Source organism: Bradyrhizobium sp. USDA 4506 (genome assembly GCF_054058795.1).
On sequence record NZ_JBSSBM010000002.1, the window covers coordinates 7,866,453 to 7,883,918 of the forward strand.

Annotated in this window: 18 protein-coding genes; all 18 read left to right on the top strand. The window is 64.2% G+C overall.

From position 1 onward, the window contains the following. Positions 1 to 158: 158 nt before the first annotated feature. Positions 159 to 1,454, top strand: coding sequence for an urea ABC transporter substrate-binding protein (gene urtA / locus ACVIHF_RS39125; RefSeq protein WP_371852088.1), 1,296 nt, complete (start codon positions 159 to 161; stop codon positions 1,452 to 1,454). Positions 1,455 to 1,598: 144 nt separating this feature from the next. Beyond that, positions 1,599 to 3,197 (top strand): urea ABC transporter permease subunit UrtB, encoded by a 1,599-nt coding sequence (urtB, locus tag ACVIHF_RS39130; protein ID WP_375167117.1) that lies wholly within the window; start codon positions 1,599 to 1,601, stop codon positions 3,195 to 3,197. After that, complete coding sequence (gene urtC / locus ACVIHF_RS39135) at positions 3,194 to 4,363, top strand: urea ABC transporter permease subunit UrtC (protein ID WP_456793602.1); 1,170 nt, start codon at positions 3,194 to 3,196, stop codon at positions 4,361 to 4,363. The genes urtB and urtC overlap by 4 nt, the downstream gene beginning before the upstream one ends. 4 nt (positions 4,364 to 4,367) lie before the next feature. Next, positions 4,368 to 5,129 (top strand): urea ABC transporter ATP-binding protein UrtD, encoded by a 762-nt coding sequence (urtD, locus tag ACVIHF_RS39140; protein WP_016842654.1) that lies wholly within the window; start codon positions 4,368 to 4,370, stop codon positions 5,127 to 5,129. 4 nt (positions 5,130 to 5,133) lie between these two features. Then, the gene (gene urtE / locus ACVIHF_RS39145; RefSeq protein ID WP_018269603.1) at positions 5,134 to 5,829 is read left to right on the top strand and encodes an urea ABC transporter ATP-binding subunit UrtE; all 696 of its coding nucleotides are present in this window, start codon (positions 5,134 to 5,136) and stop codon (positions 5,827 to 5,829) included. A 48-nt stretch (positions 5,830 to 5,877) separates the two neighbouring features. Next, positions 5,878 to 6,714 carry an urease accessory protein UreD gene (locus ACVIHF_RS39150; RefSeq protein ID WP_456793603.1) on the top strand — a complete coding sequence of 279 codons (837 nt, stop codon included), beginning with the start codon at positions 5,878 to 5,880 and terminating at the stop codon, positions 6,712 to 6,714. A 28-nt stretch (positions 6,715 to 6,742) separates the two neighbouring features. Next, positions 6,743 to 7,045 (top strand): urease subunit gamma, encoded by a 303-nt coding sequence (locus ACVIHF_RS39155; protein WP_028342275.1) that lies wholly within the window; start codon positions 6,743 to 6,745, stop codon positions 7,043 to 7,045. Between the two features lie 109 nt (positions 7,046 to 7,154). Next, positions 7,155 to 7,460 carry an urease subunit beta gene (locus ACVIHF_RS39160; RefSeq protein WP_028334688.1) on the top strand — a complete coding sequence of 102 codons (306 nt, stop codon included), beginning with the start codon at positions 7,155 to 7,157 and terminating at the stop codon, positions 7,458 to 7,460. Positions 7,461 to 7,464: 4 nt separating this feature from the next. Further along, complete coding sequence (locus ACVIHF_RS39165) at positions 7,465 to 8,019, top strand: HD domain-containing protein (protein ID WP_456793604.1); 555 nt, start codon at positions 7,465 to 7,467, stop codon at positions 8,017 to 8,019. A 1-nt stretch (position 8,020) separates the two neighbouring features. Then, positions 8,021 to 9,736, top strand: a complete 1,716-nt coding sequence (gene ureC / locus ACVIHF_RS39170) for an urease subunit alpha (protein WP_310882008.1) — start codon at positions 8,021 to 8,023, stop codon at positions 9,734 to 9,736. A 111-nt stretch (positions 9,737 to 9,847) separates the two neighbouring features. Beyond that, positions 9,848 to 10,147, top strand: coding sequence for a putative quinol monooxygenase (locus tag ACVIHF_RS39175; protein ID WP_024581875.1), 300 nt, complete (start codon positions 9,848 to 9,850; stop codon positions 10,145 to 10,147). 24 nt (positions 10,148 to 10,171) lie between these two features. Then, complete coding sequence (locus tag ACVIHF_RS39180) at positions 10,172 to 10,471, top strand: putative quinol monooxygenase (protein ID WP_028342270.1); 300 nt, start codon at positions 10,172 to 10,174, stop codon at positions 10,469 to 10,471. A 7-nt stretch (positions 10,472 to 10,478) separates the two neighbouring features. Next, positions 10,479 to 11,096: an urease accessory protein UreE gene (locus tag ACVIHF_RS39185; RefSeq protein ID WP_456793605.1), complete on the top strand. Its 618-nt coding sequence runs from the start codon at positions 10,479 to 10,481 to the stop codon at positions 11,094 to 11,096. Continuing rightward, positions 11,077 to 11,814: an urease accessory protein UreF gene (locus ACVIHF_RS39190; protein WP_456794167.1), complete on the top strand. Its 738-nt coding sequence runs from the start codon at positions 11,077 to 11,079 to the stop codon at positions 11,812 to 11,814. The genes ACVIHF_RS39185 and ACVIHF_RS39190 overlap by 20 nt, the downstream gene beginning before the upstream one ends. Positions 11,815 to 12,014: 200 nt before the next feature. Then, entirely contained in the window at positions 12,015 to 12,653 is a 639-nt protein-coding gene (gene ureG, locus ACVIHF_RS39195) for an urease accessory protein UreG (protein WP_028334695.1), read from the top strand. A gap of 441 nt (positions 12,654 to 13,094) precedes the next feature. Next, positions 13,095 to 14,756, top strand: coding sequence for a CHASE domain-containing protein (locus ACVIHF_RS39200; RefSeq protein WP_225161328.1), 1,662 nt, complete (start codon positions 13,095 to 13,097; stop codon positions 14,754 to 14,756). Between the two features lie 179 nt (positions 14,757 to 14,935). Next, positions 14,936 to 15,964, top strand: a complete 1,029-nt coding sequence (locus ACVIHF_RS39205) for a cytochrome-c peroxidase (RefSeq protein ID WP_456793606.1) — start codon at positions 14,936 to 14,938, stop codon at positions 15,962 to 15,964. A gap of 503 nt (positions 15,965 to 16,467) precedes the next feature. Next, the gene (locus ACVIHF_RS39210) at positions 16,468 to 17,451 is read left to right on the top strand and encodes a hypothetical protein (RefSeq protein WP_310882066.1); all 984 of its coding nucleotides are present in this window, start codon (positions 16,468 to 16,470) and stop codon (positions 17,449 to 17,451) included. The last annotated feature ends 15 nt before the right edge of the window (positions 17,452 to 17,466 follow it).

Consider the following 17,466-nt stretch of genomic DNA (forward strand, 5'->3'; position numbering starts at 1 on the left):
ATCTAACCGGTTCATCGGCTTACAGGGGCTGCGCACCGTGGCACAGTTCTTGCGATTCCCTTAACCGCAGGCGGCCAAGCGGCCGTTCGCAGCGTTCCACGCCTGCGTCAGGGAGACGACATTTCATGCTTACTCAGCTTTCTCACAAAATAACGACGATGACCCGCCGCCGCGCGCTCGCGGCGACGGCCGGCCTGGTTTTGGGTCTGGCTGCGTCCTCGTCCCTCGCGCCCGCGCAAGCGGCCGACGACACCATCAAGGTTGGCATCCTTCACTCGCTGTCGGGCACCATGGCCATCAGCGAAACCACGCTGAAGGACACGATCCTTTTCCTGATCGACGAGCAGAACAAGAAGGGCGGCGTGCTCGGCAAGAAGCTCGAGCCCGTCGTGGTCGACCCCGCTTCGAACTGGCCGCTGTTCGCCGAAAAGGCCCGCGAGCTGATCACCAAGGACAAGGTCGCGGTCGTGTTCGGCTGCTGGACCTCGGTGTCGCGCAAATCCGTGCTCCCGGTGTTCAAGGAGCTGAACAACATCCTGTTCTACCCGGTACAGTATGAGGGCGAGGAGTCCGAGCGCAACGTGTTCTACACCGGCGCGGCGCCGAACCAGCAGGCGATCCCGGCGGTCGACTATCTGATGAAGGAAGAGAAGGTGAAGCGCTGGGTGCTGGCCGGCACCGACTACGTCTATCCGCGCACCACCAACAAGATCCTGGAAGCCTATCTGAAGTCGAAGGGCGTCGCCCAGGACGACATCATGATCAACTACACGCCGTTCGGTCACTCCGACTGGCAGACGATCGTGGCCGACATCAAGAAGTTCGGCTCGGCCGGCAAGAAGACCGCGGTGGTCTCCACCATCAACGGCGACGCCAACGTTCCGTTCTACAAGGAGCTCGGCAACCAGGGCATCAAGGCGACCGAGATCCCGGTGGTCGCGTTCTCGGTCGGCGAGGAAGAGCTCGCCGGCATCGACACCAAGCCGCTGCTCGGCCATCTCGCCGCCTGGAACTACTTCGAGTCGATCAAGACCCCGGCGAACGAGAAGTTCATCAAGGAGTGGCAGGCCTACACCAAGAACCCGAAGCGCGTGACCAACGATCCCATGGAAGCGCACTACATCGGCTTCAACATGTGGGTGAAGGCGGTCGAGAAGGTGAAGTCGACCGATCCGGACAAGGTGATCGATGCGCTTCCCGGCATCGAGGCGCCGAACCTGACCGGCGGCGTGTCGCAGATGCTGCCGAACCACCACATCACCAAGCCGGTGTTCATCGGCGAGATCAAGGGCAACGGCCAGTTCGACGTGGTCTGGAAGACCCCGGGCCTGGTGGCCGGCGACGCCTGGTCGAAGGAGCTCGAAGGCTCCAAGGACCTGATCGGCGATTGGGTCGGCAAGAAGTGCGGCAACTTCAACACCAAGACCAACAAGTGCGGCGGCCAGGGCTCCTGACAATAGGGCTCCTGACAACAGGGCTCCTGAGCTCCTGACCTGATCGACGACACAACACAACCATCCAAGAACCTGGAGAAGGCGGCACAGCTCGCCGCCTTCTCCTCACACTCCTGCCGGGGTACTGACGTGTTCGCCAATTGTATTGATCGTTTTCGTGCGCTGTTTCTCTCGATCCTGCTGCTGAGCTGCCTTGCTGTGCCGGCGCTGGCTGGTCCGTTCGAGGATTCGGTCGCCAAATTCGCCAATGACGAGTTCTCCGACACCGAGGCTGCGATCGGTGAGGTCGCCGCCTCGGGCAATGCGCTGGCCTCGCCCATCATCAGCGCGCTGCAGGACGGCCGGCTCTCGGCCGATCCCGACAGCAAGAAGGTCTTCATCACGCGGACCGACGGCAAGATCGTCGACGCCGCCACGGGTGCTGCCGTCGACAAGCTGCCTGACAACGCCGCCGCCGTCCGCCTCAACAACCGCCTGCGCCGCACCGTGGAGGCTGCGCTCGGCGGCCTGACGCTGCTGTCGCCGGATCCGGCCAAACGCCTCGCCGCCGCGCAGTCGGTGTTCAAGAGCCACGAGGAGAATTTGCTGCCGACGGTGGAGGCTGCGCTCGCCAAGGAGAACGTCAAGTCGGTCAAGCAGGCCTTCGCCGAGGCGCGCGCCGCCATCATCCTGTTCAAGTCGGACGCATCCGACAGCGACAAGCTCGACGCCGTCGCCGTGGTCAAGGCGCGCGGCGATCAGGAGGCGCTGGCGCTGCTCACCGGCCTCGGCGCCGACCAGCCGCCGCTGGTCGCCAACGCGGCCGCAAGCGCGGTGTCCTCGATCCAGAGCAATCTGGCGATGTGGTCGATGGTGCAGAATGCCTGGTACGGCCTATCACTCGGCTCGGTGCTGCTGCTCGCCGCGATTGGGCTTGCCATCACCTTCGGCGTGATGGGCGTGATCAACATGGCGCATGGCGAGATGGTGATGCTCGGGGCCTACACCACCTTCGTGGTGCAGGAGGTGATCCGCAGCCGCTATCCTGCGCTGTTCGACTATTCGCTGCTGATCGCGGTGCCGCTCGCCTTCCTGGTCGCCGGCTTGATCGGTGTCGTGATCGAGCGCACCATCATCCGCTTCCTCTACGGCCGTCCGCTGGAGACGCTGCTCGCGACTTGGGGCCTGTCGCTGGTGTTGCAGCAGGCGGTGCGCACCGCGTTCGGCCCGACCAACCGCGAGGTCGGCAATCCCTCCTGGATGAGCGGTGCCTTTGAGCTCGGCCAGATCACCATCACCTATAACCGGCTGTGGATCCTCTGCTTCACGCTCGCGGTGTTTGCCATCCTGCTGGCGATGCTGCGCTACACCGCGCTTGGCCTCGAGATGCGCGCGGTGACCCAGAACCGCCGCATGGCGGCCTCGATGGGGATCGCCACCTCGCGCGTCGACGCGCTGACCTTCGGTCTCGGCTCGGGGATCGCCGGCATTGCCGGCGTGGCGCTGTCGCAGATCGACAATGTCAGCCCGAATCTCGGCCAGAGCTACATCATCGACAGCTTCATGGTCGTGGTGTTCGGCGGCGTCGGCAATCTCTGGGGCACGCTGGTCGGCGCCTTCACGCTCGGCATCGCCAACAAGTTCCTCGAGCCTGTCGCGGGCGCGGTGCTCGGCAAGATCGCGATCCTGGTGCTGATCATCCTGTTCATCCAGAAGCGGCCGCGCGGCCTGTTCGCGCTCAAGGGTCGGGCGGTGGAAGCATGACGCCGCACATCCTCACCCGTTCGCTCGATCGCGCCGCGACCGCGTTCGTCCTGATCGTCGCCGCGATCGGCGTGCTGATCCCGTTGTCGAACCTGCTGCTGCCGCAGGGCTCGATGTTCCAGGTGCCGACCTATCTGGTCGCGTTGTGGGGCAAATATGTCTGCTACGCCATCCTCGCGCTCTCGATCGATCTGATCTGGGGCTATTGCGGCATCCTCTCGCTCGGCCACGGGGCGTTCTTCGCGCTCGGCGGGTACGCGATGGGCATGTACCTGATGCGCCAGATCGGCAGCCGCGGCGTCTACGGCAATCCGATCCTGCCCGACTTCATGGTGTTCCTGAACTGGAGCAAGCTGCCCTGGTACTGGTACGGCTTCGACCAGTTCTGGTTCGCCGCACTGATGGTGCTGCTGGTGCCGGGTCTGCTCGCCTTCTGCTTCGGCTGGCTCGCCTTCCGCTCGCGCGTCACCGGCGTGTATCTGTCGATCATCACGCAGGCGATGACCTATGCGCTGCTGCTGGCGTTCTTCCGCAACGATTTCGGCTTCGGCGGCAATAACGGGCTGACCGACTTCAAGGACATCATCGGCTTCAACGTGCAGGCCGAAGGCACCCGCGCGGCGCTGTTCCTGCTGAGCTGCCTTGCGCTGATCATCGCGTTCCTGATCTGCCGCGCGATCGTGACCTCGAAGCTCGGCAAGGTCCTGATCGCGGTGCGCGACGCCGAAAGCCGGACCCGCTTCCTTGGCTATCGTGTCGAATCCTACAAGCTGTTCGTGTTCACGCTGTCGGCGTGCATGGCCGGCGTCGCCGGTGCGCTGTACGTGCCGCAGGTCGGCATCATCAATCCGAGCGAGTTCGCGCCCGCCAACTCGATCGAGGCGGTGATCTGGGTCGCGGTCGGCGGCCGCGGCACGCTGGTCGGCGCGGCGCTCGGCGCCGTCGTCGTCAATTATGCCAAGACGTTCTTCACCTCGGGGCCGCTCGCGCCGTACTGGCTGTTCATGCTGGGCGCGCTGTTCATCCTGGTCACGCTGCTGTTGCCCAAGGGCATCGTCGGTACCTTCAACGCCTGGTGGGAGCCGCTGAAGGCGCGGCGCAACTCACCCGACGCCGAGAGTGCCGCGCGCGAAGACGGCATCGGCGCACCGAACCCGGCGGAGTAGGCAGATGAACGTCATGGACACCCGCGCCACTTCGGCCATGCTCTACCTCGACGGCGTGCACGTCTCGTTCGACGGTTTTCACGCCATCAACAATCTGTCGCTGGCGCTCGAGCCCGGCGAGATGCGCGCCATCATCGGCCCGAACGGCGCCGGCAAGACCACGATGATGGACATCATCACGGGCAAGACCAAACCCGACGAGGGCACGGTGCTGTTCGACGGCACCGTCGACCTGACCCGGCTCGACGAGACCCGTATCGCCGAGCTCGGCATCGGCCGCAAATTCCAGAAGCCGACGGTGTTCGAGAGCCAGACCGTGCAGGACAATCTGCTGCTCGCGCTCAATGTCGATCATTCCGTGCGCGGCACGCTGTTCTGGCGCGGCAGCAAGGCTGAGTCCGAGCGCATCGACAAGGTGCTCGAGACCATCCGCCTGACCGATGCGCGCAACCGCCTCGCCGGCAGTCTGTCGCACGGCCAGAAGCAGTGGCTCGAGATCGGCATGTTGCTGGCGCAGGACCCGAAGGTGCTGCTGGTCGACGAGCCGGTCGCCGGCATGACCGATGTCGAGACCCATCTGACCGCGGAGCTCCTGAAGGAGATCAACAGGAATCACACCATCATGGTGGTCGAGCATGACATGACCTTCGTGCGCGAGCTCGGCGTCAAGGTGACCTGCCTGCATGAGGGCTCGGTGCTCGCCGAAGGTTCGATCGACCAGGTGTCGTCGAACGAGCGCGTGGTCGAAGTGTATCTGGGGCGCTAGCGCGATGCTGAAGATCGACAACATCAATCTCTATTACGGTGCGGCGCAGGCGCTGCGCGGCGTGTCGCTGACCGCCGAGCCGGGCAAGGTCACCTGCGTGCTCGGCCGCAACGGCGTCGGCAAGACCTCGCTGCTGCGCGCGATGGTCGGCCAGTATCCGATCGCCTCCGGCACGATCAATTTCGACGGCAAGGACATCACCGCGCTAAAGCCCTATGAGCGGGCGCGTCGCGGCATCGGCTTCGTGCCGCAGGGCCGCGAGATCTTTCCGCTGCTGACGGTGGAAGAGAACCTGAAGACCGGCTTCGGTCCGCTCAAGCGCGAAGACCGCAACATTCCCGACGACGTGTTCTCGCTGTTTCCGGTGTTGGAGACCATGCTGGGCCGCCGCGGCGGCGACCTTTCCGGCGGCCAGCAGCAGCAGCTCGCGATCGGCCGGGCGCTGGTGATGCGGCCGAAGCTCCTGCTGCTCGACGAGCCGACCGAGGGCATTCAACCCTCGATCATCAAGGATATCGGCCGCGCCATCTCCTATCTGCGCAACCTCGGCAACATCGCGATCGTGCTGGTCGAACAATATCTCGACTTTGCCTGCGAACTCGGCGACAGTTTTGCCGTAATGGACCGGGGTGCGGTGAAATATGCCTGCGACCGCGCAAGCCTCGATCCCGCCGAGATCAGCCGCCAGATGGCGCTGTGAACAGGATGTGAGCCGCCTGTTGTGGCGCGCGAAGGGAGCGTCGGGGGAATGCGGACCGGGATCGCAGGCGCGGCAGCGGCGACGTTTGCGGCAAACCGCGCCCAGGGTGCTGTCAGGTTCGGCGTGCATCTGAAAGACGGCGCCACCCGCCGCGGCGACCTGCATGAGTCCGGCTCGCTGCGCGTCCGCTTCCCATCGCCGGAGGACGACGGTCTCTCGGCCATGTTCGTCAACACCGCCGGCGGCATTGGCGGCGGGGACCGCTTCGAGATCGCGGTCGCGGCCGGCGAGGGCGCGCGTTTGACGCTGACCACCGCGGCGGCTGAGAAAGTCTACCGTGCACCGGCAGCGGCGGCACGGCTCGACATCGCGCTGACCGTTGCCGCAGGCGCGCATCTTGCCTGGCTGCCGCAGGAAACCATCCTGTTCGACCGTGCCCGCATTCACCGCGGCTTCGACATCGACTTCGCCGAGGGTGCCTCGCTCCTGCTCTGCGAGATCGTGGTGTTCGGCCGCGCCGCGATGGGCGAGACCATGCGCCACGGCGAGTTCGTCGACCGCTGGCGGATGCGACGCGGCGGCCGGCTGGTGTTTGCCGAGACCATCCGCCTCGACGGCGAGATCGGCGAGAAGCTCGCGCGACCCGCGATCGCGGGCGGCGGCTGCGCGATCGGCACGGCGTTGATCGTGCCGGGCGACGAGGCCTTGGTCGAGCGCATCCGCGAGGCGTCGGAAAGCTTCGGCGGCGAAGTCGGCATCTCCGCCTGGAATGGCTTTGCAATGGCCCGCTTCTGTGCCCAAGATGCGGCCCGGCTGCGCGCCGACATGATGATGGTGCTCGGCCGCGCCTCCACTGTCCCGCTGCCGCGGCTGTGGCTCAACTAAACCTTTCAAGAACGATCAGAGTGCTCGCATGAATTTGTCTCCCCGCGAAAAGGACAAGCTCCTGGTATCGATGGCGGCCATGGTGGCGCGCCGCCGGCTCGAGCGCGGCGTCAAGCTGAACCATCCCGAAGCCGTCGCGTTGATCACCGACTTCATCGTCGAGGGCGCGCGTGATGGCCGCACCGTCGCCGATCTGATGCAGGCCGGCGCCAAGGTCCTGACCCGCGCGCAGGTGATGCATGGCATCCCGGAGATGATCCACGACATTCAGGTCGAGGCGACATTCCCCGACGGGACAAAGCTCGTCACCGTGCACGAGCCGATCCGATAGCCACGAGCGTCATTCCGGGGCGGCTGAAGGCCGAACCCGGAATCCAGAGGTTGTTTCAAGAGATTCCGGGTTCATGCTTCGCATGCCCCGGAATGACGAGGAGAAGGACATGATCCCCGGCGAACTCTTCATCAAGGACGGCGAGATCGAGCTCAATGCCGGCCGCAAGACCGTGACGCTCTCGGTCGCCAACACCGGCGACCGCCCGATCCAGGTCGGCTCGCACTACCATTTCTTCGAGACCAATCCGGCGCTGAAATTCGACCGCAAGAAGGCCCGCGGCATGCGCCTCGACATCGCCGCCGGCACCGCCGTCCGCTTCGAACCCGGCCAGACCCGCGACGTCCAGCTCGTCGCACTCGCCGGCAAGCGCGTGATCTACGGCTTTCGCGCCGAGGTGAAGGGGAAGCTGTAGCGCCATGCTTCCCGCTGTCCGCATGGTCTCCGAAGCTGCCGAGCTTGCCGCGCACCGTCATAACGGGATGGCGCGCAAGGGGCGGGGGAGTGAGCCTTACATCAACCATCTCGCCGAGGTCGCGAATCTGCTCGCGCAGGTCACTGACGGCACCGATGCCGAACTGGTGGCTGCCGGCTGGCTGCACGACACCATCGAGGACACCGAGACCACGCGCGAGGAGCTCGCGCAGAAGTTCAGCGCGCGCGTTGCCGATCTCGTTGTCGAGTGCACCGATGACATGAGCCTGCCAAAGCCTGCCCGCCGGCAAAAGCAGATCGAGGATGCTCCGCACAAATCTCCCGGTGCAAAGCTGATCAAGATCGCCGACAAGATCAGCAATATCGGCGCGCGGATCGTGCCGCATCCGAGCAAGGACGAGCGCGATGATCTCGCCGACTATGCGGCCTGGGCCGACAAGGTCGTTGCCGGTTGCCGGGGCATCAATCCGCGGCTCGACCGCATTTTCGACGACACGATTGCGCGCGCCAAGGCCGCGCTGACTGAAACTGGGGGCTGACATGTCCGTGAAGATCAAGCGTTCCGTCTATGCCGACATGTTCGGTCCAACCACCGGTGACAGGGTTCGGCTTGCCGACACCGATCTGATCATCGAGGTCGAGAAGGATCTCACCACCTATGGCGAGGAGGTGAAGTTCGGCGGCGGCAAGGTGATCCGCGACGGCATGGGGCAGTCGCAGGTGACCAACGCGCAGGGCGCGGCGGATACCGTGATCACCAATGCGCTGATCGTCGATCACTGGGGCATCGTGAAGGCCGACGTCGCGATCAAGGAGGGCATGATCGCGGCGATCGGCAAGGCCGGTAATCCCGACATCCAGCCCAATGTCACCATCGTCATCGGTCCCGGCACCGACGTGATCGCCGGCGAAGGCAAGATCCTCACCGCCGGCGGTTTCGACAGCCACATCCATTTCATCTGCCCACAGCAGATCGAGCACGCGCTGATGTCTGGCGTCACCTCGATGTTAGGGGGCGGCACCGGCCCCTCGCACGGCACCTTCGCCACCACCTGCACGCCGGGTCCGTGGCACATGGGGCGGATGATCCAGTCGTTCGACGCCTTCCCGGTCAATCTCGGCATTTCGGGCAAGGGCAACGCCTCGCGTCCGGCGGCGCTGGTCGAGATGATCAAGGGCGGCGCCTGCGCGCTGAAGCTGCACGAGGATTGGGGCACGACGCCGTCGGCGATCGACACCTGTCTCTCGGTGGCCGACGACTACGACGTCCAGGTGATGCTGCATTCGGACACGCTGAACGAATCCGGCTTCGTCGAGGATACTGTGAAGGCCTTCAAGGGCCGCACCATCCATGCCTTCCACACCGAGGGCGCCGGCGGCGGCCATGCGCCGGATATCATCAAGATTGCCGGCCTGAAGAACGTGCTGCCGTCGTCGACCAATCCGACCCGGCCGTTCACCCGCAACACGATCGACGAGCATCTCGACATGCTGATGGTGTGCCATCACCTCGATCCGTCGATCGCCGAAGACCTCGCCTTCGCCGAGAGCCGGATCCGCAAGGAGACCATCGCCGCCGAGGACATCCTGCACGATCTCGGCGCGCTCTCGATGATGTCGTCGGACTCGCAGGCGATGGGCCGGCTCGGCGAGGTCATCATCCGCACCTGGCAAACCGCGGACAAGATGAAGAAGCAGCGCGGGTCGTTGCCGCAGGACAAGGGCAACGACAACGACAATTTCCGCGTCAAGCGCTACATCGCAAAGTACACCATAAACCCCTCGATCGCGCACGGCGTGTCGAAGCTGATCGGTTCAGTGGAGAAAGGCAAGCTGGCCGACCTCGTGCTGTGGTCGCCGGCGTTTTTTGGCGTCAAGCCGGATTGCATCATCAAGGGCGGCTCGATCGTGGCGGCGCCGATGGGCGATCCCAACGCCTCGATCCCGACGCCGCAGCCGGTGCATTACCAGCCGATGTTCGCGGCCTTCGGCAAATCGCTGACTGCATCCTCGGTGGTGTTCACCTCGAAGGCCGCGGCGAGCGGCGGTCTCGCCCGCAAGCTCGGCACAGCCAAGAAACTCTACGCGGTGCAGAACACCCGCGGCAAGATCTCCAAGAAGAGCATGATCCACAACGACGCGACGCCCGAGATCGAGGTCGACCCCGAGACCTATGAGGTACGCGCAGACGGCGAGCTGCTGACCTGCGCGCCGGCCGAGGTCCTACCCATGGCACAGCGCTATTTTATGTTCTAAAACCGCTCCCGGTAACCAGAGCGTTTTCGAGCGAAGTGGATTTCCGGTTCGCGGAAAGAAAACGCGTCAAAACAAGGCTCGCGCCAAAAGAGAAAACCGGGAGGAATTTCCGTGATTTACGTCGTTGCTACGCTGACCATCAAGCCCGAGACCCGCGCCGAATTCATCGCTGCGGCGACGGCCTGCATCAAGGAAACCCGCAAGGAGCCCGGCAACATCGCTTACGATTTGCATGAGAGCGTCACCGACCACAGCAAGATGGTGTTCGTCGAGCAGTGGGAGAACGCGGAGGCGCTGGTGCCGCATCGCACCGCCGAGCACATGAAGACGTTCGGCCGGGTCGCGGTGAAATGCATGGCCGCGCCGCCGAAGATCGAGGTGATCACGCCCGAGAAGGTCGACGTCCGCTAACGAGAAAAAGAAGGGAGATAATCCATGATCTATGTCATCGCCACCACGCCGATGAAGCCGGAGAACAAGGACGACTTCATCAAGGGGCACAAGGCCTGCACGGTCGAGACCCGCAAGGAGAAGGGTTGCATCTCCTATGACGGCAATGTCAGCGTCAACGATCCCAACCTCTATGTGGTGGTCGAGCGCTGGGAGAGCCGCGAGGATCTCAACGGCCATGCCAGGGCGCCGCACATGAAGGTATGGCGCGAATATTCCGCTAACATGAAGACCGGGCCGACGGTGATCGAGATCATCAGCGACGCCAAGGTCGAGAAGCTCTGAGGCATCGATGATCCGCGCCACCAAGCTCCTGGGACAGCACCGCTGGAAGGAAGCGCCAGCCGACACCGTCGTGCTCGATTTCGACGACCGGCACCGGCGGCGGATGGTGATGTCAGGGACGCGCGGGCTCGAATTCCTGCTTGATCTCGAAAACGCCGTCGCGCTGCGCGGCGGCGATGCCCTGGTGCTGGAGGACGGCCGCCTCGTCGAGGTGGTCGCAGCTCCCGAGCCGCTGGCGGAAATCCGCGGCAGCGATCCGCATCATCTGATCCGGGTCGCCTGGCATCTCGGCAACCGTCATCTGCCGACGCAGATCATGCCGAAGGGATTGCGCATTCGCAGGGATCACGTGATCGAGGCGATGGTGAAGGGGTTAGGGGCCCGTGTCATCGAGATCGAGGCGCCGTTCGATCCCGAGGGCGGCGCCTATGCCGAGCATGCGCATGCCGACGAGCACGCGCATGGTCACACCGGGCACGATCATGCCCACAGCCATGCGCATGATCACGGTCACCACCATGACCATGATCATGGGCCTGACCATGACCACCACCATCATCATGATGAGCATTGCGAGCATGCTCATCATCACCACGACCACTCCCATGCTCATGACCACAAATGAGCCTGATCCCGCCGTGCTGCGCGGCGGGATGGCGGAGGACGAGGCGGCCGCGCTGTACCGGCTGATGACATGGCTGTCGCCGTCCTTTCCGGTGGGGGCATTCGCCTATTCCAGCGGCATCGAATGGGCGGTCGAGGCCGGCGACATCACGGATGCCGCGTCGCTGCGCGGCTGGCTCGCCGCGATGCTTTCCGACGGCAGCGGATTTTGCGACGCTGTGTTTCTCGCGCAGAGTTTTCGTGCGGCGTTGCAGCCCAATCATGCCGGGCTGGAGCAGGTCGCCGAGCTTGCCGCGGCCTTCGTGCCGTCGCGCGAGCGGCAGCTCGAGACCACGACGCAGGGGCGCGCCTTCATCGAGATCGCCCGTGCCGCGTGGAATTCGCCCGGCCTCGACGCGATGATTGCGGCTTGCAACGGCCCTGTCGTCTACCCCGTCGCGGTCGGCATCGTCAGCGCTGCACACGGTATTCGGCTTGCGCCGGCGCTGCACGCCTTCCTGCATGCAGTGACCTCGAACTGGATTTCCGCGGGCAGCCGGCTGATCCCGCTCGGGCAGACCGACAGTCAGCGGGTGTTGGCCGGTCTCGAGCTGGTCGTTGCTGCGACCGCGGCGCGGGCCAATGCGGCCTCGCTCGACGATCTCGGCGGCGCGACCTTTCGCGCCGATCTCGCAAGCCTGCGTCACGAGACGCAATACACGAGGCTGTTCCGGTCATGATGCACCGTCCGCTGTCGTCCCTGCGTCCGCGTCCTCAACCGTCGTCCCGGCGAAGGCCGGGACCCATAACCACCGGCCTCTGTGGTTATGCAAGCCTGCGGCCCCAGCTCCGCGCAACAATTCAATTCGGTGGTAATGGGTCCCGGCTCCGTGCGCAACTGCGCACTCGGCCGGGACGACGATAACGGAGAGCGTGTCACATGCCCACTTCCCACGGCCCACTTCGTGTCGGCGTCGGCGGCCCGGTGGGCTCCGGCAAGACCGCGCTGATGGACCTGCTCTGCAAGTCGATGCGCGAGCGCTACGACATCGCCGCGATCACCAACGACATCTACACCAAATGGGATGCCGAGTTTCTGGTGCGCTCCGGTTCGCTGACGCCGGACCGCATCGCCGGTGTCGAGACCGGCGGCTGTCCGCATACTGCGATCCGCGAGGACGCTTCGATGAATCTCGCCGCGGTCGCCGACATGCGGGCAAAATTCCCCGACCTCGATCTGGTGCTGATCGAATCCGGCGGCGACAATCTGGCGGCGACCTTCTCGCCGGAATTGGCCGATCTGACGATCTACGTCATCGACGTTGCCGCCGGCGACAAGATCCCCTCCAAGGGCGGCCCCGGCATCACGCGATCCGACCTCCTGGTGATCAACAAGATCGATCTCGCACCCCATGTCGGTGCGTCACTCGAGAAGATGGACACCGACGCCAGGCGGATGCGCGGCGAGCGGCCCTTCGTGATGACCAACCTGAAGAAGAGCGACGGCCTCGATCGCATCATCAGCTTCATCGAGACCAAGGGCGGCCTTCGGTCGCAGGGCAAGGTCAAGGCGGGTTAGGCCAGCTAGACGTTAATCATTGTGGCAGGGTCGGCCAGTCCCGTCATCCCCGCGCAAAGGCTTCGCCTTTGTCGCTGGAGGTGCGAGCGGAGCGAGCCTCGAAGGATGTACGGCCACGGGTGGGGCCGTTCACCCTTCGAGACGCGCGTGCCGCGCTCCTCAGGGTGACGGTGAACGAGCGAGTGCGCGCACCCGCCGCAAAAAAGCTGCGCAATCGCCGGAACAATTTCCAACTTTGCCGATTAGCAACCTTTGGCGCCGCCAAAGACCGCCGGGTGGCGTCGTCGTTAATGCTGCCGACCGGCTCCTGTTGCGGACCGATGATCGCTATTCCATATTCCTTTGCGGCGGGCCTTCATCGCATCCTGATTTGTCGCCGCCCTTGCAGAAGCCAGATGACTTCCGTCCCCTTTCGCCACCCCCTGATTGCCGAGTAAGCGTGTGGTTCGACTGGGCTTCATCGTTGCCTTGATTGCGCTGATCGGAGTTCTGCTCTCCGGTCTTGCCGCCTATCGGGTGCACGATCAGGAGCTCGCGATCGACGGCATCGCGCTGGCGCGGGCGATCGACGTCCATGCCAGCCTGGTGCAGGACCGCCTGACCGAGCGCGAGCTACTGGCGCGGGTCGCCTCCGGGCTGTTCCGGGCGCCGTCGATGGTGAAGGCCAACATGCTGCAGCCGCTGCGCTCGGCGATCTACGCCTTCAAGACCGATTTCGTCGTCGCCGCCTGGATCGCGCGGCTCAAGCCGGACGAGCTCGCCGCGGCGGAGGCCGAGCTGAAGGCCAACGGCTTCACCAATCCGACGATCCGGGATTTCGACGACCAGGCGCTCGACCTCAAGGCGCTCGACAAGCCGATCAACGTGCTGATGGACGTCGAGCCGCGCAATCCGGAGACCTTGAGCATTCCGGGCCGCGCCTTCGACCGCCACTCGGTGGTGGGCCCGATGCTGGCGCGGGCGATGGCCAACGCCAAGCCGGTAGCCTCCGATCCGGTGCCGCTGTTGCGGCAGAACGGCCCGGTCGGGGTCGTGCTCGCCGCGCCGGTGTTCCAGGAGGGCGCGTCCGAGCCGGCCGGCTTCATCACCTTCTCCTATGAGCTGTCGTCGCTGATGCTGACCAACGATGACAGCTCGCTGTTCGCGGTGGCGTTGAAGGATCCGCGCGACTCCAACGACGAGTTCACCGCCAACGAGCAGGGCATCGTCACCTCGCGCGCGGTGCGCCAGGACGGCCCGCTGCCGTCGATGGTGCGCACGGTGACGTTCGGCGGCCGTGACTGGTCGCTCGACTATTACGCCAAGAGCAACGCCACGGTGCGTGCGCAGCAGACCGCGACCATCGTCGCGGCGATCGGCCTCGCGCTGACCGGCATCGTCTGCGGCCTGTTCGGCTATGTCGCCTATAACAATTTGCGCCTCAGCCGCGAGATCGAGGTCCGCATCGGATTCGAGCGCCGGTTGACCGCCGTGATCGACGAGCTCAACCATCGCGTCAAGAACATCCTCGCGGTGATCCAGTCGATCGTGACCCGCACGCTGCGGCACGGCGCCGATATCGATGTCGCGCGCGAGCTCTTGATCGGGCGCATCCACGCGATGTCGAACGTCGTCACGCTGCTCAGCGAGAGCCAGTGGCAGGGCGTCAAGCTGAAGGGCCTGTTCGAATCGCGCGCGATCCCGCATGCCGACCGGATCGCGGTGAACGGTCCCGACATCACGGTCAGCGCCCGCGCCGCCCAATCGCTGTCGCTGCTGTTCTTCGAGCTCGCCTCGCATTCCGACGAAGGGCTGTCACTGGTCGGCAAGCACCCGCACATCGTCGCCAATTGGGAGGTCGTCGGCGAGGATGCGGACTTGGTCTTTCATTTCCGCTGGGAAGAGTTCAACACCAGCCAGGCGACGCGGCGAGCCGACAGTGATTTCGGCCTGATCCTGCTCGACCGCGTCGCGCCCGAGGCGCTCGGCGGCACCGCGAAGCGCTACTTCACCGACGTCTCCTATGTCTATGAACTGACCGCGCCGATGGACACCGTCGTCGACATGACCGAGCGCGACCGCACCGAGCAGTTCTCCGCGCCGCTGCGCCCGGTGAAGAAGTAGCGGCTGCCTCAGGTTGTGTGATCGGATCGACGCGCGGATTGATCGAAATCACGCGCGCAAGCATGCGCCGGCGTCATCGTGACCAATGCCCACTATCAGTAATAGACCGCAACCGATTGTTAAAACTTCGTTGAACATGCTTGGGCATATACCGAGCAGGATACCGTCTGAGGACCCCGATGAGGCTTTGGGTCAGCCTGACCTTGCTCGCGGCAGTTTTGCCGGTAGGGCTGTCGCTTGCCTTGACTCCGGCAGCGCCGCCCGGCGACCCTGCGACAATCCGTGCCAGCTATCGGCGGCCGGACGTCGTTCCGTTCCCGAGCAGCAATCCCTATTCGGAGGCGAAATCCGCGCTTGGGCAACTGCTGTTCTTCGATCCGCTGCTGTCGAGGTCAAAGACACACTCCTGCGCGAGTTGCCACAGGCCATCCCTTTCATGGGCCGATGGCCTTCCGCGCGCCATCGGTGAGGATCCCAAGGGCCTGCCGATCCGCTCGCCGACATTGATCGATGTGGCCTTCTTCGAGCCGCTGGGATGGGACGGTAAGTTCAGGGATCTGGAATCCGTTGCGTTCGGGCCGATCCTCAGTCCGGCGAACCTGAACATGACCGAGCCGGAATTGATTGCGCGACTTTCGGCGATCCCCGGCTATGTCGATGCCTTCGCCCACGCATTCGGAGACGGCGCGATCACGCGGCCGAGGATCGAGGCGTCATTGGCGACCTTCGAGCGCTCCATCGTCGCAGGCGAGGCTCCGTTCGACCGTTGGATCAAGGGCGACGACACCGCCATCAGCAAATCAGCCCAGCACGGCTTTGAGCTTTTCAACGGCAAGGCACGTTGCTCGGCTTGCCACAGCGGCCCGTCGTTTTCCGACGGATCCTTCCAGGATATCGGCACCGCCAAGGGCCATGACATCGGGCGCGGCCGTTTCTTTCCGACCTCGGCGAAGCTGAAATATGCGTTCAAGACGCCGACATTGCGCGACGTCGCGCGCCGCGCGCCCTATATGCACGACGGATCGGTGGCAACGCTGGAAGATGTCATCGAGCTTTACAACAAGGGTGGGATCGATCGGCCCAGCCGATCGCCCGACATCAAGCCGCTGTCCCTGACGGCAGAGGAGAAGAACGACCTCATCGCCTTCCTGCAAACCCTGACCGCAACGGCCCCGCCGGTGGCAGGCGTCCCCAAACTGCCGCGCTGACCTCGGCTCAACGCGGTTCAGAACGAGGTTCGTTCAGGACAGGTGCGGCAGCGCCGCGCCCAGGAGGCCGAGCCCCACGATCACGAATGCGCCCGCGCAGGTCTCGAGGGTCGCTGCGCGCGCGGCGGACGATCTTGTCAAACAGGCGAGGGCCGACCCCACCCCGATACTTACGACGCTCAACGCTCCGAACACTGTACCGGCCTCCCGATCCGATTTGTCCGGATTTCACTACGACAGTTGAATTGAGCTCCCGTGCCGGAATTAGCTAAAATTTGAGGCAACCGGCTGTAAAGACTGCACTAAGGGACAGGCCGGGGGCTCGCCCGCCACGATTAACCACAATGCAACCACGGGGTGTCCCGGCAGGCGCAAAGCCTAAAATTTGATATAAGTTAAACAAGTCCTTAAGTGTGTGGGCGGTTGGTTCAATGTTTAGTGGATGGGCGCGAGATACCGTCTCGGCGGTGCGCTCCTTTTTCGCCACGTGCCTTGCAGCGGTTCTGTTTTGTGTCGTCGCCGCGCGCAGTGCCGAGGCACATGTCAAATGGTTTTGTGCCTACGATGTCGCCGGCCAGCCCCGCGGACTCGAGAATGTCCTTTGCCTGGATTTCGAGCTGCTGCTCGGCGTCGCCATCTTCTGGCTGTTTGCGGGTTGCCTGATCGAGCCCACCTCACTGGGTGACGCCACGATCCGGGTGATGGACCGCGTCACCGAGGGGCTGCGGCTGCGCACCGAATTGATGATGCGCGCCGTGTGCGGGTTCTTCTTCATCTCGATCTGGGCCGTGGGCGGCATCCTGCTGACGCCCGAGTTGAAGACGACGTCGCCGTATGTCGGCGCGCTGCAGCTTGCGATCGCTGCCGGGATGCTGTCACGCCGCACGCTGCCGCTGTCGGCGGCGGGGATGGTGGTCCTGTTCGGGATCGGTGTGCGCGACTACGGTGTCTTTCACCTCGCCGATTACCCGATCTTTCTCGGTGTTGCCGCCTATTTTGCACTGGTTGGGTTGAACAAGGATTTGTTCGGAGTTCGGCCGATCGATGTGATGCGCTACGCCGCCGCGGTGACGTTGATGTGGGCCTCGGTTGAAAAATGGGCCTATCCGGAGTGGAGCTTCCCGCTGCTGATCGAGCATTCCGCGATGACGCTGGGCTTCGACAACGAGTTCTACATGCGCGCCGCCGGCATGGTGGAATTCACGCTTGCCTTTGCCTTGATCTGGACGCCGCTGATCCGGCGCTGCGCCGCAACCGTGCTGACGGGGATGTTCATCAGCGCGTGCTTCGAATTCGGCAAGATCGACACGGTCGGACACTCGGCAATCATCGCTGTCCTGCTAGCGATTGTCGCTGACAACAAGGTGTTGTCGCGCGACCGTCGTGCGCCGTGGCTCGCCCCGGTCGCGCTCTGTGCCGCGCTGTCGGTGACCTTGTTTGTCTATTATTTCGGCCACGCTGCGATCTTCAAGACGTCGGTCCTGTAGATCGCCGCCGCCTGG

Coding starts and splice junctions, on each gene's coding strand:
- urtC (WP_456793602.1), top strand. CDS start 3,194: ATGACGCCGCACATCCTCACCCGTTCGCTCGATCGCGCCGCGACCGCG.
- urtE (WP_018269603.1), top strand. CDS start 5,134: ATGCTGAAGATCGACAACATCAATCTCTATTACGGTGCGGCGCAGGCG.
- ACVIHF_RS39180 (WP_028342270.1), top strand. CDS start 10,172: ATGATCTATGTCATCGCCACCACGCCGATGAAGCCGGAGAACAAGGAC.
- ACVIHF_RS39160 (WP_028334688.1), top strand. CDS start 7,155: ATGATCCCCGGCGAACTCTTCATCAAGGACGGCGAGATCGAGCTCAAT.
- urtA (WP_371852088.1), top strand. CDS start 159: ATGACCCGCCGCCGCGCGCTCGCGGCGACGGCCGGCCTGGTTTTGGGT.
- ACVIHF_RS39155 (WP_028342275.1), top strand. CDS start 6,743: ATGAATTTGTCTCCCCGCGAAAAGGACAAGCTCCTGGTATCGATGGCG.
- ACVIHF_RS39165 (WP_456793604.1), top strand. CDS start 7,465: ATGCTTCCCGCTGTCCGCATGGTCTCCGAAGCTGCCGAGCTTGCCGCG.
- ACVIHF_RS39205 (WP_456793606.1), top strand. CDS start 14,936: ATGAGGCTTTGGGTCAGCCTGACCTTGCTCGCGGCAGTTTTGCCGGTA.
- ureC (WP_310882008.1), top strand. CDS start 8,021: ATGTCCGTGAAGATCAAGCGTTCCGTCTATGCCGACATGTTCGGTCCA.
- ACVIHF_RS39150 (WP_456793603.1), top strand. CDS start 5,878: ATGCGGACCGGGATCGCAGGCGCGGCAGCGGCGACGTTTGCGGCAAAC.
- urtD (WP_016842654.1), top strand. CDS start 4,368: ATGAACGTCATGGACACCCGCGCCACTTCGGCCATGCTCTACCTCGAC.
- ACVIHF_RS39190 (WP_456794167.1), top strand. CDS start 11,077: ATGCTCATGACCACAAATGAGCCTGATCCCGCCGTGCTGCGCGGCGGG.
- ACVIHF_RS39185 (WP_456793605.1), top strand. CDS start 10,479: ATGATCCGCGCCACCAAGCTCCTGGGACAGCACCGCTGGAAGGAAGCG.
- ureG (WP_028334695.1), top strand. CDS start 12,015: ATGCCCACTTCCCACGGCCCACTTCGTGTCGGCGTCGGCGGCCCGGTG.